Origin of the sequence: Oscillochloris sp. ZM17-4, from assembly GCF_019599295.1 — a bacterium.
Lineage (GTDB): Bacteria > Chloroflexota > Chloroflexia > Chloroflexales > Chloroflexaceae > Oscillochloris.
Map to the genome: position 1 here is coordinate 14426 of NZ_JAIEWN010000041.1, position 12664 is coordinate 27089.

13 protein-coding genes are annotated in these 12664 nt (G+C 69.7%); 2 read left to right on the forward strand and 11 right to left on the reverse strand.

Annotated elements, in window-relative coordinates:
* Nucleotides 1–21: 21 nt before the first annotated feature.
* The gene (locus K2Z83_RS22045) at nucleotides 22–288 is read right to left on the reverse strand and encodes a YggT family protein (RefSeq protein ID WP_220597339.1); all 267 of its coding nucleotides are present in this window, start codon (nucleotides 286–288) and stop codon (nucleotides 22–24) included.
* A gap of 246 nt (nucleotides 289–534) precedes the next feature.
* Here K2Z83_RS22045 and K2Z83_RS22050 point away from each other — a divergent pair, with 246 nt between their 5' ends.
* Entirely contained in the window at nucleotides 535–984 is a 450-nt protein-coding gene (locus K2Z83_RS22050) for a hypothetical protein (RefSeq protein WP_370650255.1), read from the forward strand.
* 54 nt (nucleotides 985–1038) lie between these two features.
* Here K2Z83_RS22050 and K2Z83_RS22055 read toward each other — a convergent pair whose 3' ends face one another.
* The 5 genes from K2Z83_RS22055 to K2Z83_RS22075 form a co-directional block, all read right to left on the reverse strand.
* Entirely contained in the window at nucleotides 1039–1320 is a 282-nt protein-coding gene (locus K2Z83_RS22055) for a hypothetical protein (RefSeq protein WP_370650256.1), read from the reverse strand.
* Between the two features lie 160 nt (nucleotides 1321–1480).
* On the reverse strand, nucleotides 1481–2257 hold the full coding sequence (gene map / locus K2Z83_RS22060; protein ID WP_220597340.1) for a type I methionyl aminopeptidase: 777 nt from the start codon (nucleotides 2255–2257) through the stop codon (nucleotides 1481–1483).
* A 132-nt stretch (nucleotides 2258–2389) separates the two neighbouring features.
* A complete protein-coding gene (locus K2Z83_RS22065) occupies nucleotides 2390–3298 on the reverse strand; it encodes a methylenetetrahydrofolate reductase (RefSeq protein WP_220597365.1) in 909 nt (302 codons plus the stop codon).
* A 74-nt stretch (nucleotides 3299–3372) separates the two neighbouring features.
* Nucleotides 3373–4569, reverse strand: coding sequence for a PLP-dependent aspartate aminotransferase family protein (locus K2Z83_RS22070; protein WP_220597341.1), 1197 nt, complete (start codon nucleotides 4567–4569; stop codon nucleotides 3373–3375).
* Nucleotides 4570–4754: 185 nt separating this feature from the next.
* On the reverse strand, nucleotides 4755–5195 hold the full coding sequence (locus tag K2Z83_RS22075) for a hypothetical protein (protein WP_220597342.1): 441 nt from the start codon (nucleotides 5193–5195) through the stop codon (nucleotides 4755–4757).
* 139 nt (nucleotides 5196–5334) lie between these two features.
* Here K2Z83_RS22075 and K2Z83_RS22080 point away from each other — a divergent pair, with 139 nt between their 5' ends.
* Nucleotides 5335–6699, forward strand: a complete 1365-nt coding sequence (locus K2Z83_RS22080; protein WP_220597343.1) for an aminotransferase class I/II-fold pyridoxal phosphate-dependent enzyme — start codon at nucleotides 5335–5337, stop codon at nucleotides 6697–6699.
* A 10-nt stretch (nucleotides 6700–6709) separates the two neighbouring features.
* On the opposite strand, the gene K2Z83_RS22085 is transcribed toward K2Z83_RS22080, so the two are convergent.
* The 5 genes from K2Z83_RS22085 to K2Z83_RS22105 form a co-directional block, all read right to left on the reverse strand.
* On the reverse strand, nucleotides 6710–6985 hold the full coding sequence (locus K2Z83_RS22085) for a hypothetical protein (RefSeq protein ID WP_220597344.1): 276 nt from the start codon (nucleotides 6983–6985) through the stop codon (nucleotides 6710–6712).
* A 306-nt stretch (nucleotides 6986–7291) separates the two neighbouring features.
* Nucleotides 7292–9148, reverse strand: a complete 1857-nt coding sequence (locus tag K2Z83_RS22090) for a hypothetical protein (RefSeq protein WP_220597345.1) — start codon at nucleotides 9146–9148, stop codon at nucleotides 7292–7294.
* A gap of 301 nt (nucleotides 9149–9449) precedes the next feature.
* Nucleotides 9450–10883, reverse strand: a complete 1434-nt coding sequence (locus K2Z83_RS29320; protein ID WP_255604407.1) for a LuxR family transcriptional regulator — start codon at nucleotides 10881–10883, stop codon at nucleotides 9450–9452.
* A gap of 27 nt (nucleotides 10884–10910) precedes the next feature.
* Nucleotides 10911–12230: an ABC transporter permease gene (locus K2Z83_RS22100; RefSeq protein WP_220597346.1), complete on the reverse strand. Its 1320-nt coding sequence runs from the start codon at nucleotides 12228–12230 to the stop codon at nucleotides 10911–10913.
* A 94-nt stretch (nucleotides 12231–12324) separates the two neighbouring features.
* A partial coding sequence (locus K2Z83_RS22105) for an ABC transporter ATP-binding protein (RefSeq protein ID WP_220597347.1) occupies nucleotides 12325–12664 on the reverse strand: 340 nt, incomplete at its 5' end.

The following is a 12664-nucleotide window of genomic DNA, read 5'->3' on the forward strand; positions in this document are numbered from 1 at the left end:
CCCCTGCGCCCTGTCCCATGTCTATGACGAGCCCCTGGCGCTGCGGGTTGCGGCCCAGAGCCAGAGCAGACAGGCCCCGGCGGGCACGAGGATTGCTATCGTAAGCGTCGAGATCTCAAGCGTGGCCCCAAACTGGCGCTGGGCCTGGTCGAGCGCCGCGAGCGGGGCCACCAGCGGCCACGTCGCCGCGTAGAGCGCCGCGACCGCCGGGCTGTCGGGGCGGGCGGCCAGGAGGCGGGCCAGGAGGCGGGCCAGAAGCAGGGCCTCGGCCGCGCCGGCGAGCCACACAAGGATCCGCGTCAGAATCGCGGCCCGGGCATGCATCTTTTTGGGGGAATGATTCGTCATAGATAGAGGGGCAGCGATGCGGCGACGGGCGAACACAGCCGAAGCTCACGCCCGTGTCACGCATCTATGACTTTTGAACTATGGCATGTGTAAGATTGTTCTGATACACTGAGGGTGTGAACTAACCAGCTCACATTCCCACCCTCACGAACGTAGAACGGCGCTATTGTAGCAGGGGGCCACGCCGTGATCAATGCAACCACCCACCAGGGTGCCGAGGGCGTTCTGCGCGCTGACGCTCGGCATGTTCGCCATATCAGCTCGCGCGCGCTCCTCATCATGATGGGCGTCGAGCTGGTGATGATCTTCGGCGTGCTTGTCTGGGCGCTCTTCTGGCTGCTGCCCACCAGCACCCCCTTTGCCTCGCATCAGGATCTGACCCCGGTGGTCGAGATGGTGCGCGGGAGCCTCAGCGGCGCGATCAACGACCCGATGGTCGATGTGGTGCCCGGGGTGAGCGCGCGCTCCAGCAACCTGCGCGGCCTGAGCATGGGCGGCTCCGTCTTCTACTACTACGTCGAGGGCCACGCGAACTTCGACCCGCTGAGCCGCGGCGTCGTCGGCCACGACTCGGTCGAGATCATGCTGCGCGACTCCAGCGGCCCCAGCGCGTTCGTGATCTACCGCATGCGCTAGCCCGCCGACCCAAACGTATCGCCCGGCGAGCACTGCTCGCCGGGCGGTTTGCGTTTAGGGCTGCTGCTTCTTGCCTTCCTCCCAGTCGCCCCAGTCACGGTCCTCGGCGGCGCGGATCGCCCGGCGCTTGGCGGCGCGCCGCGCCAGCGGCGTCACCTCGTTCAGCAGCTCCCAGAGCGGGTCCTCCAGGTGCGGGTGCGCCTTGAGCGCCTCCCCGATCGCGGCATAGTCAAAGCCGCGCTGGTGCAGCTCGGCCGCGATCTGCCGCGCCCGGTCGCGGTCGCCCGCGAGCAGCGCATCAACCATATCGGACTCCGGCGAGAGCTGCTCGGCCACAGGAACACCCCTTCATCCTGCAATCTGCAATCTGCAATCTATAATCTGCAATTGTCTAGTGCAGATTCAAGCAACCTTATTTGGACAAGATGCTGCGCGCTGTCTCATCGTAACGCCCAACCCCCGACTCCCAACTCCTAACCCCTGCGCTGAAAGCGCACTAGGCCGTCAGGATGATCGGGCCATCATCGGTGATCGCCAGGGTGTGCTCGAACTGCACCGAGCGCCGCCCGTCGCTCGTCCGCACCGTCCAGGCGTCGGAGTCAACCTTCGTCGCCGCGCCGCCGGCGTTCACCATGGGCTCGATCGTGAAGACCATGCCGGCCATGATCTTGCGGATGTTGCGCGGCTCATCGTAGTGCAGCACCGTCGGGTCCTCGTGGAGGTTCTTGCCGAGGCCGTGGCCGGTGTACTCACGCACCACCGAGAAGCCGTTGGACTCGGCGTGCGTCTGGATCACCGCGCCGATCTTCCGCAGGGTGTTGCCGACGCGGGCCTGCTCGATGCCGAGGGCCAGGCACTGCTTCGTCACCTCGATCAGGCGGTGCGTCTCGTCATCGACATCGCCCACCGGGTAGGTCTCGCAGGCGTCTCCGATCCAGCCGTTGAGCCGCAGGCCGATATCGACGCCGATCACATCGCCCTGGCGCAGGCGCTCCTTCTTGCTCGGGATGCCGTGGCAGATCACATCGTTCACCGAGGCGCAGATCGTCGCCGGGAAGGGCGGGATGACGCCGCGCCGGCCGCCGGGGACGTAGCCCTTATACACCGGGTCCGCGCCCTTGCCGCGGATAAACTCCTCGGCGATCGCGTCGAGCTCGGCGGTGGTGACGCCGGGGCGCACGTGCTCGCGCAGCAGGTCGAAGGTGGCGCGCACGAGCTGGCCCGCGTCGCGCAGGAGCGCGATCTGCCGCGCCGACTTAAGTGTTACTGGCATAGTGTGTTCGCTTTCTCACAGGGTGTACCAATACACAGTATACCCCACCCACGCAAGGCGCTCACGCCCTGCCGACCTTCGCGTTCGCGTCCTTCGCCCGCCTTCGCGTCTTTCGTGATCCAAACGCTCGCGCTACCCTTCCGGCAGGGGCGGGCGGGGCAGCAGGCCGGCCCGCTCGACGATCTGCGGGATGGACCGCGTCCAGTCGACCGACATGATATGGATCCCGGCGACCCCCTCGACGCCCAGCAGCTCGCTCACCAGCTCGGCGGCGATCGCGATCCCCTCGCGCTCGGAGTCGGCGGCGGCCAGCATGCGGTCCACGATGCCGTCGGGCATCAGCGTGCCGGGCAGGTGGTCGCGCAGGTAGACGGCCGAGTTCGGGCGGCGCAGCACCATCACCCCCGCGATGATGTGGGCCTGCCGGTGCAGCCCGGCCGCGCGCACATCGGACATCCACTGGCGGAAGCGGGCCACATCGAAGATCAGCTGGGTCTGGATGAACTCGGCGCCGGTCTCGATCTTCTTCTCCAGGCGCGCGGCCCGCTCCACATTCGGGTTGGCCACGCCGCCGATGAAGAACTGCGGGGCGTCCTTCAGCGGCGTGCCCGACTCGAAGGCCGCATCATCGCGCAGCTTGCGCAGCATGCCGATCAGGCGGAACGAGTTGAGGTCGAGCACATTCTTCGCCTCGGGGTGGTCGCCGATGCGCGGGTGGTCGCCGGTCATGCACAGCACATTGCGTACGCCAAGCGCCGCGGCGCTCAGGGCGTCGGACTGGAGGGCGATCCGGTTGCGGTGCTGGCAGGTCATCTGCATGATCGGCTCGACGCCGATCTGGTGGAGCAGGGCGGCGGCGCCCAGGGCCGACATCCGCGCGACGCCGCGCTGGTTGTCGGTGAGGTTGATCGCGTCCACGCTGGCGCGCATGCCCTCGGCCAGCTGGAGCAGCCGGTCGGGGGACGCGCCCTTGGGCGGGGCCACCTCTCCGGTCACCACAATCTGGCCCGCGGCGAGGCGGCGCTGGAGGTTTGAGTGCATCATGTCCATCATCGTAGGGGCGCAGCAGCGAAAGGTGTCTAACTAATATAGACGGCGTGTGCGCTGCTGCGCCCTTACAGCGCCTGCTTCAGGTCGGCGATCAGGTCGTCGATATCCTCAATGCCGCACGAGAGGCGCACCAGGTTGTCGCGCATGCCGACGGCCATGCGCTGCTCGCTCGTCAGCTCGTAGAAGCTCATCAGGGCCGGCTGCTCGACCAGGCTCTCGACGCCGCCCAGGCTCGGGGCGATGTAGGGGATGCGCAGGCGGTCGATGAAGCGCGCGGTGTCATCCAGGCCGCCCTCGATCTCGAAGGAGACCACCCCGCCAAACCCGCGCATCTGGGCGACGGCCACGGCGTGGTCGGGGTGGCTGGGCAGGCCGGGGTAGTGGACGCGGGCCACGCGCGGGTGGGACTCCAGGAAGCGGGCCACCGCCATGCCGCTGCTGTTGTGGCGCTCCATGCGCAGGGCGAAGGTCTTGACCCCGCGGATGAGCAGGTAGGCGCTGTGCGGGTCGCAGATGCCGCCGAGGATTCCCTGGGCCTGGCGCAGCGCGCCGACGATGCCGGGCTTGCCGATCACCACGCCGGCCAGCAGGTCGTTGTGGCCGCCCATATACTTGGTGCAGCTGTGGACCACCAGGTCGATCCCGTGGTCCAGCGGGCGCAGGTTATAGGGCGTGGCGAAGGTCGCGTCGATCAGCGTCTTCACCCGGTGCTGGCGGGCGATGGCCACGACCTGGGGCAGGTCGGCGACGCGCAGGTAGGGGTTCGTGGGCGACTCGCTGATGATCAGGCGGGTCTGCCCGGGGCGCACCGCCCCGGCGAGGGCCGCGTAGTCGCCGGCGGGCACCACCGTATGCTCCACGCCGAGGCGGGCCAGCAGCGTCTGCACAAACTGGCGGGTGCGGCGGTAGCAGTCGTCGGTGAGGATGATGTGGCCGCCGGAGGGCACCATCGCCAGGATGGTGGTGGTGATCGCGCTCATGCCCGAGGGGCAGAGCAGGGCCGCGGCCTCGCCCTGGGGCGACTCGAGGGCGGCCAGCTTGGCCTCGGCGGCGCGTATCGTGGGGTTGCCGTAGCGCCCGTACTCCTCGCGCTCGACCCGCCCCTCCTGAAAGTCGATCAGGGCGGCGGTATCCTCAAAGGGGTAGGTGGCCGAGTGGACAATCGCCGGGGTGATCGCATCGTGAGCGCGCCGGCGCGGCTCTCCGGCGTGGACGGCGGCCGTGCTCGGGCCGTGCTCGGGGGAGTCTGGCTCTACAGGCATAAAAAAACCTCACCGCTCCGGATGAGTGCATTGCTGCGTCAGGTAATAGTGCGAGAGTATAGCAGGGCCGTGGGGCTCTGTCAATGAATTGTTGCGGCCGGGGTGCGGCGCTTTGCGGGAGGACGACACACACGCGCAGAGCGGGGGCGCTGGCTTGGCCAGCGCCCCCGCTCTGCGACCCCACGCTACCGCAGGCGGACGGTCTCGCCGGTGGTGGGCTGCTCGCCGACGATCGTCACCTTGGGCTGCTGGGCGACCGGCTGCTGGGCCGGCTGGGCCGGGGCGGCGCGGCGGCGGCTGGCGACGTTGGTCAGCACGCGCTGGACGCGCTGGTCGGCCTCAAGCTCGCGGCCGCGCAGCAGCAGGCTGGCGCCGCCGAGCAGCAGGACGCCGGGGACGACGAAGTCGATCAGCAGCAGCAGGGCCAGGCCGACGCCCCAGAGGGCTCCCTGGACGGCCTCGCCGGTGCGGCCGAGGGCGCGCTGGCGGCGGTAGATCGCCACGCCGCCGGCGGCCAGCAGCACGGACGGGATTGCCCACCACAGGTGGAAGATCGCGACGACGCCGAGGGCGATGAGGGCGATGCCCGCGACGCGGGTCTGCGTATCGTTAAGGTTGAGGTTCACGGTCTGCTCCTTCTATGCTAGCGCCTCATTCGGGCGTCTCTCGTGTTCTGGCGATGAGACGCCGGCCTTGCCGCGAATGTTGCAGAGTATCCTGTGGTACCATACTCCCTACCGTTTTCACCAGCCCTTAGGAGCGACCATGAGCACGAACCGCACCGCCGAGCGCGTCCGCAGCTTCGGCACCTCGATCTTCGCCGAGATCAGCGCCCTGGCCGTGCAGCACGGGGCGGTGAACCTTGGGCAGGGCTTCCCCGACTTCGCCGGCCCGGAGTGGGTGAAGTCCGCCGCCGCCGAGGCGATCGCCGCCGACCAGAACCAGTACCCGCCCTACCTGGGCCTGCCCCGCCTGCGCGAGGCGATCGCCGCCGCCTGGCGGGCGAGCGGCTGGCGCGAGGTGGACCCGGCCAGCGAGGTGACGGTGACGAGCGGGGCCACCGAGGCGATCTTCGGCGCTGTCCAGGCCCTGATCAACCCCGGCGACGAGGTGATCGTCTTCGAGCCCTTCTACGACGCCTACGTGCCCGATGTGGTGATGGCCGGCGGCGTGCCTCGCTACGTGCGCCTGCATCCGCCTCTGAAGGATGAAGGGAGAAGGATGGAGGATGAAGCCCCGCGCAGCGACAACAGCGCCGGATCTTCATCCTTCATCCCTCATCCTTCATCCTTAACATGGCACTTCGACCTAGCCGAGCTGGCGGCCGCCTTCAGCCCGCGCACCCGGCTGCTGCTGCTGAACACGCCGCACAACCCGACCGGCAAGGTCTTCTCGCCCGAGGAGCTGGCCCAGATCGCCGCGCTGTGCATCGCCCACGACGTGGTCGTCATCGCCGACGAGGTGTATGAGCATCTGGTCTTCGGGGGGGCCGCGCACACGCCGATCGCCACCCTGCCGGGGATGTGGGAGCGCACCCTGACGGTGAACAGCACCGGCAAGACCTTCAGCCTGACGGGGTGGAAGATCGGCTACGCCGTCGGCCCGGCCGACCTGACGGCGGCCCTGCGCGCGGCCCACCAGTGGATCACCTTCTCGACGAGCACCCCGCTCCAGTCGGCGGCCGCCGTGGCCCTGGAGCAGGCCGCCGCGCGCGGCTACTACGCCGAGCTGCGCGCCGAGTACGACGAGCGCCGCGCCCTGCTGGTCGATGTGCTGCGCGGGGCCGGGCTCCCGACCCTGCCGGTGGAGGGCAGCTACTTTGTGATGGCCGACATCAGCCAGGCCGGGTTCAGCAGCGACGCCGACTTCTGCCGCTGGCTAACCCGCGATGTGGGCGTGGCCGCCATCCCGCCCTCGGCGTTCTACAGGCACCCACAAGGGGGGCACCCACAAGGGGTGCCCCTAAGGCACCCACAAGGGGGGGCCCTAAGGCACCCACAAGGGGTGCCCCTAAGGCACCCACAAGGGGTACCCCTACTTGCGCGGTTCTGCTTTGCGAAGAAGCTGGAGACCCTGCGGGCTGCGGCGGATCGGCTGGCGACGGTGGGCAAGGGGCGCGGCGCATCGTAGGGTCGCCCCGTCAGTAGAGGCCCAGCGTGCCGCCAAGCTCGTAGGCGAGGTCGCGCTCTGTCGGCTGCGCCCGCAGATCGTGGCGCTCAAGCTGGGTCACCAGGGCACCGTCGCGGTCGTAGACGCGGCCGGCGAGGGTGAGCGTGCCGATCACGCGGTCGGCCTCATCGAGGATCATGTAGCCGCCGGGGCTGACGTGTAGGCCGAGGGGCTTGCCACGCCTGCTCGCGATCTCGCCGGTCTCTAGGACGTATGCCCCGCGCAGTCGGATCAGCTTGCTGTGCATATCCCCCTCCTCTCCACTCGCGTTGCGTGCTCATGATAGGGTAGATCGGCGGCGGGTTCTAGAGGCCCAACCTCACAAGAGTATCAGCGAATCCTGAGCAATAGCCGAGCGCAGAGCGGTTGAGCGCAGAGCGAAGAACCGGATCGCATCAGAACGCGATCAGGTGAACCAAAACTGGCTCAACCGTTCTTCCCGCCGCTATAGGAGCGCTGCATCACACGACGCGCAGACAAAAAAGCTGGTGCTGCTGCGGAGAGGCTAGGCCTCTCCGCAGCAGCACCAGCGCGGCATGTGCCTGCTGTGGCGCTACTGCACGCTGAAGCGGATCTCGTAGGAGACGACGTGGTCGATGTGCTTATTCTTCTCGCTCTGTGAGGTCCTCACCGCCATCACATAGAGCCCGCGCTGCGCGTCGGCGGGCGCCGTCCACGTCCAGGTCACCTCGCCGTTCGGGTCGCCGACCAGCTCGTGATCGAAGCGGATGACGGTGCCATCGGGCAAGTTGAGCCAGTAGCCGACCTGCTCCCGATCCTTAAAGCCGCTGGCGGTGAAGGTGAAGGTCGTGCCGGGGCCGCCGCTCTCGGGCGAGACCGAGGCGCCGGCGGTGACGGGGGGCGTATCGCGCACGATGGTGAAGGGGATCACCCGAAAGATGTCGGACTTCTCGCCGTGGGCGACCGCCTGCCACTGGCCGGCGACCGCATCGCCGGGGGCTGTCCACTCCCAGGTCACCGTGCCATCGTCGCTGCTGCGCTTCCAGTCGGGGCCGTTCACGCCCTTGCCGCTCGGGTCGGTGAACCAGAAGTAGATCTTCTCGGGCTTATCGCGGAAGCCGCTGGCGGTGAAGGTGAAGGTCGTGCCGGGGCCGCCGCTGGCCGGGGAGACGCTCGTCCCCGCCGCCGGGTCGGCCATCACCACGGTGAAGGGCGCCTGGGCGCTGCGGCCCGAGCTATCGCCGAGGACGCTCAGAGTCCAGGCGCCGGCGACGGCGTTATTGGGCACATTGTAGGTCCAGGTGGCCGCGCCCTGGCCGTCGGCGGTGGCCGAGATGCGGTTCTCGACGGGCAGGCCGTCGGGTTTGGTGGGCCAGTAGTACAGGTCCTCGCCCGCCTCGAAGCCGGTGACCGAGATCGTCAGGGCGCCGCCGGGCTGGACGCTGGCGGGGCTCAGGCTGATCGTCGGCGCGGTCGGGTCGGCGGGGGCCGGGTTGGCGCCGGTGATGGTGAAGGGCAGCGTCACCTGGATGCCGCTGTCCTTGCCCTTCGTCACCGCCTGCCACGCGCCGCTGGGCGCGTCGGCGGGTGCCGTCCAGCTCCAGCTGATGACGCCCTCGCCATCGGAGACGAGGTAGGGCGTGGCGCTGATCGAGCTGCCGTCCGGCCGGGTGAGCCAGCTGCCGGCCACCTCGGTGCGGTTGAAGCCGCCGACGACCACGGTGAAGGTGGTGCCGGGGGCGCCCGCCGTCGGCGTGATCGCGCGGGCGGGGCCGGCGGGCGCGGTGCCGGTGATCGCGAAGCGGATGTCGACCTGGCGGCTGCTATCGAAGCCGCGGGCGCTGGCCACCCAGGTGCCGGGCGCGAGGCCCGCCGGCGAGTCCCAGATCCAGCTCACCGCGCCGCCCTCGTCGGCATAGATGCGGAACTCCTTGCCGGGGTCGAAGTCGCGGCTCATGCCGTCGGGCTGGGTCAGCCAGGCGCTCACCCGCTCGCCGGGGAGGAAGCCGCGCGCGCTGAAGCTGAATGCGGTGCCGGGCGCGCCGCTGGCGGGCGCGACATCGCCCAGGTCGAGCGGCGCCGAGTCGACCACCTCGAAGCCGATCACCACGCGGACATCGCTCTTGATCCCGCGGGCGGTCATGTTCCAGGGGCCGCTGGGGGTGCCGGGGGCGACATCCCACGACCAGACGATCCCGCCGAGCGTGTCGGCGTAGACCGAGGGGTAGCGCGGGGCGGCGCTGCCGTCGGGGCCGGTGACCCAGGAGTCGACCCGCTCGCCGGGGGTGAAGCCGTCGGCCCGAAAGGTAAAGCGCGTGCCGACGCCGCCCTGCTGGGGGCTGACGGTGCCGCTGGCGGCGCGCGCGGGGGCCGCCGCGAGCAGGCCGGCCAGCAGGGCCAGCACTGCGAGGAGCGGCACAAGCCGTGTGTGTGCGTATCGGATACTCATTCTCTTCCTCACTACTCATACGTTGCCCTGTGCATGTTCCCACAGGTGCGCTCATGCTGCAAGAGGACTCCGGGACGCCTCCCGGCGGGCGGGTTGGGGCAGCGAAGCCACCCCAACCCACTATAAAATCTGGTCTGGGGCTTCGCCCCACGTGCATCAACGTAACCCCCGGCCCCCCGGAATTCCTTGTTGTTTTGGCCAAAACAACAACGGTTTTTAGGGCGGCAGCCCTAACGTTGATGCGCATGGGGCCAAGCCCCAGGATGTTACACCAGCCCCGGCGCTGCGCGCAGCGAGCGAGCTACGCGATGATCTGCAGCGAGCGCGCGATCGCCACTGCCTCGGTGCGATTGCGCGCGCCGAGCTTGCCGAAGATATGCTTGACGTGGGTCTTCACCGTCCCCTCCACGATCGAGAGGCGGGCCGCGATATCGCGGTTCGAGCAGCCGATCTCCATCAGGTCGAGGATCTCGCGCTCGCGGCCGCTGAGCGGCTCGATCAGCGCGGTCGCCGGGGCGCGGCGCGCCGGCGGGGCGATGCTCCGGGGCTGCGGCTCGCCGATGCAGCGTCGCAGCGGCTCAACCCAGTGGGGGAAGCGCCGCGCCAGCTCCTCGCGCAGCATGTGGGCGAAGATCGGGTGGTAGCGATAGCAGCCCGGCCTGCGGCTGATCGGCGTCACGAAGAGGCTGCGGTGGGCGAGCGCCGCGAGGGCGGCCTGCCCGCTCGGGTGGCCGCCGTAGCTGCGCGGCTCGTCCGGGCGGGACGGGTCGCCGTCGGCCAGCAGCTCCTCGCAGCGCCCCGGGCACAGCTCGGGCAGCAGCGCGCTCTTCAGCAGAAAGGCCTGGAGCTGCGGCGGCTGGTGGTCGAGCGCCTCATCGCGGAGATAGTCGAGGACGAAGGGGTGCCCGGCGAGGAACTCATCCAGCTCCGGCGCGCGCCCGGCGGCGGGGCGCAGGGCCAGCCCGGCGAGGTAGAGCCCGGCGGCCCAGCCCTCGGTGTAGTCGACCAGCGCCGCGACCTGGCGCTGGCCGAGGCCCGCAGGCGCCAGCAGCTGCTCGGCCTCGGCCAGCGTCCAGCGCAGCGCCTCGGCGGGGATGTCGGTCAGGCTGCCGTTGGCGCGCAGGCGGGCCACCGGCAGCGCGGGCTCGGCCCGCCCGGCGATCACCAGGCGCAGCTGGGGCGGGGCGTGCGCGATCAGCAGCCCCATGACCTCGTGCGTGGCCGGGTCGGCGATCAGCTGGTAGCCGTCGATGATCAGGGTGAGCGGGGCGGCGCGCTCGGCCACGCAGTTGAGCGCCCAGGCCAGCGGCGGCAGCAGCGAGGGGTCGCTGGCGCGCAGGAGGCTTGCGGGCGGCGGGGCCGGGCGCCTGTACTGCGCCCATTCCGGCACATCGGCGGGCAGCGCCCCCGCATGCCTGAGCGCCGCCAGGATCATGCCGACGAACGTGAGCGGGGCGTCGAGCAGCGGCGCGAGCGAGACCCAGGCCACCGTCGCCCCCTCGGCGATCCGGCCCTCGGCCCAGCTGCGCAGCAGCGTGGTCTTGCCGGCTCCGGCCGGCGCGATCAGCAGCGTGACCCGGTGGCGCCCGGCGGCCTGGTCGAGCGGCCGCAGCAGCCGCGGCCGGCGCACAACCGGCGTCGCGCCCTGGGGCGGCGAGACGTGCTGGCGGATCAGCGGCGGGAGGGTGTTGCGTGTATGTGGGGCGTTCGTTAGAGCTGTCGGATGTGTGCTCAATAGTAGGCCTCCTCTGTGAGCCCACTGTTACTCGTGGCGCAGCGCCTCGATCGGGTTAAGCTGGGCCGCGCGGCGGGCCGGGTAGATCCCGAAGAAGAGCCCCACCGCCATCGCGAAGCCCACCGCGATCACCACGGTGGACCAGGTCACCGGCGCGTCGAGCAGGCCGATCAGGCTGATGATGATCGGGATGGAGCTGCCTAGCGCCAGGCCGATCAGGCCGCCGGCGGTGCTGAGCACCAGTGCTTCGACGACGAACTGGAGCAAAATGTCGCGCCCGCGGGCGCCGACCGCCTTGCGCAGGCCGATCTCGCGCGTCCGCTCGCTCACGCTCACCAGCATGATGTTCATGATCCCGATCCCTCCCACCAGCAGCGAGATCGCGGCCACCGCGCCCAGGAAGAGCGTGAGCAGGCTGGTGACGGTGGTGAGCGTGCTGAGCAGCGAGGCCTGGTCGAAGACATCGAAGTCATCCTGTATGCCGTCGGCGCTGAGCCGGTGGCGGTCGCGCAGCAGGGACTGGATCTGGGCGATCACGCTGTCGATATTATCGGCGTCGGGCACCGAGATGCTGATCGACGAGACCAGCCAGCCGTTGCCGTCGGGGGTGCGCGCGCCGAAGAGCCGCTGCTGGGCCACCGAGATCGGCACCAGCGCCCGGTCATCCACCGAGCCGCCGAAGCCGCTGCTGCCCTTGGTGTTCAGCACGCCGATCACACGGAAGGACTGACCCTTGATCCGCACGACCTGGCCAACCGCCGCGCCGCTGCCGAAGAGGTCGTTTGCAAGATTCGCGCCAAGCACGACCACCGTGGACGAGCCGCGCACATGGCTCTCGTCGAGGTAGCTGCCGCTCTGGAGGGTGAGCGAGTTGATCTCGAAGTAGGCCGGGGTGATGCCGGTGACGGTGGCGTTGGCGTCGGCGGCGGGGGCGATCACCTGGGCGCCGCCGCCGAACTGCGGCGCCGGCCCGACGATCGGCAGGCCCAGCCGCGCGACCGCATCCGAGTCGGCCAGGGTCAGGGTCTGGGCCTGGCCGGCGCTGCCGGGGCCACGGTTCTGCGGCGAGCCGGGCATGATCGTCAGGACGTTGGTGCCGGTCGAGGCGACGCTGGAGGTGATCGCGGCGCTGGCCCCGCCGCCGATCGAGAGCAGGGCCACCACCGAGCCAACGCCGATGATCACGCCGAGCATGGTCAGGAAGGCCCGCATCTTGTTGGCCAGCAGGCTGTCGAAGGCCAGCCGCACCACCTCGCCCACCCCCACCGTCGATGAGCCGCTCTCGCCCAGCGGCTCCAGGATGGGCAGGCTCGGCTCGGCCGGTGCTATACGTGTTGCCGTTGCCATTGATTATTTCCTGTTGGGGCGCAGCAGCGCGGCGCTGCTGCGCCCTTACATACGCCGATCTCTTGGGGCGCAGCAGCGCCGCGCTGCAGCGCCCTTACATACGCCGATCCTCGACCAGCAGGCCGTCGCGCATCGTCAGGACGCGCTGGGCGTAGGCGGCCACATCCAGCTCGTGGGTCACCAGGATGATCGTGATGCCCTGCTCGCGGTTGAGGCGCTGGAAGATCTGCATGATCTCCACCGACGTCTTGCTGTCGAGGGCACCGGTGGGCTCGTCGGCGAGCAGCACGGCGGGGCTGCCGACCAGGGCGCGGGCGATGGCCACGCGCTGCTGCTGGCCGCCGGAGAGCTCGGTGGGCTTGTGCCCCATACGGTTGCCCATGCCGACGATCTCCAGGGCGATCTTGGCGCGGCGGTGGCGCTCGGCCGAGGGC

Coding starts and splice junctions, on each gene's coding strand:
- map (WP_220597340.1), bottom strand. CDS start 2,257: ATGCCAGTAACACTTAAGTCGGCGCGGCAGATCGCGCTCCTGCGCGAC.
- K2Z83_RS22065 (WP_220597365.1), bottom strand. CDS start 3,298: ATGCACTCAAACCTCCAGCGCCGCCTCGCCGCGGGCCAGATTGTGGTG.
- K2Z83_RS22070 (WP_220597341.1), bottom strand. CDS start 4,569: ATGCCTGTAGAGCCAGACTCCCCCGAGCACGGCCCGAGCACGGCCGCC.
- K2Z83_RS22080 (WP_220597343.1), top strand. CDS start 5,335: ATGAGCACGAACCGCACCGCCGAGCGCGTCCGCAGCTTCGGCACCTCG.
- K2Z83_RS22085 (WP_220597344.1), bottom strand. CDS start 6,985: ATGCACAGCAAGCTGATCCGACTGCGCGGGGCATACGTCCTAGAGACC.
- K2Z83_RS22090 (WP_220597345.1), bottom strand. CDS start 9,148: ATGAGTATCCGATACGCACACACACGGCTTGTGCCGCTCCTCGCAGTG.
- K2Z83_RS22100 (WP_220597346.1), bottom strand. CDS start 12,230: ATGGCAACGGCAACACGTATAGCACCGGCCGAGCCGAGCCTGCCCATC.